General features: G+C 44.4%; 1 pseudogene. It reads left to right on the top strand.

Features of this window, described 5'->3' with window-relative positions:
- A pseudogene (locus AAEY62_RS23945) lies at window positions 1-248 on the top strand (DNA/RNA nuclease SfsA); the annotation flags it as partial.

Here is a 248-nt window from a genome sequence, read left to right on the forward strand (position 1 = left end):
GCGTTACAAACGCTTTTTAGCTGATTTAGAGCTCAGTGATGGCACTACTTTTACCGCTCACTGTGCTAATACGGGTAAGATGACGGGCTGTGCCGATGCCGGTTTTACTGCCTTTTATTCCACCAGCAGTAATACCAAGCGAAAGTACCCGCAGTCATTAGAGCTGACGCAAAATAATGTATCACAGCTTATTTGTGTAAATACCGCTATCGCCAATAAAGTGGTCGAAGAAGCACTTAATAATGGGG

Origin of the sequence: Pseudoalteromonas sp. GW168-MNA-CIBAN-0100, from assembly GCF_040309225.1 — a bacterium.
Lineage (GTDB): Bacteria > Pseudomonadota > Gammaproteobacteria > Enterobacterales > Alteromonadaceae > Pseudoalteromonas > Pseudoalteromonas arctica.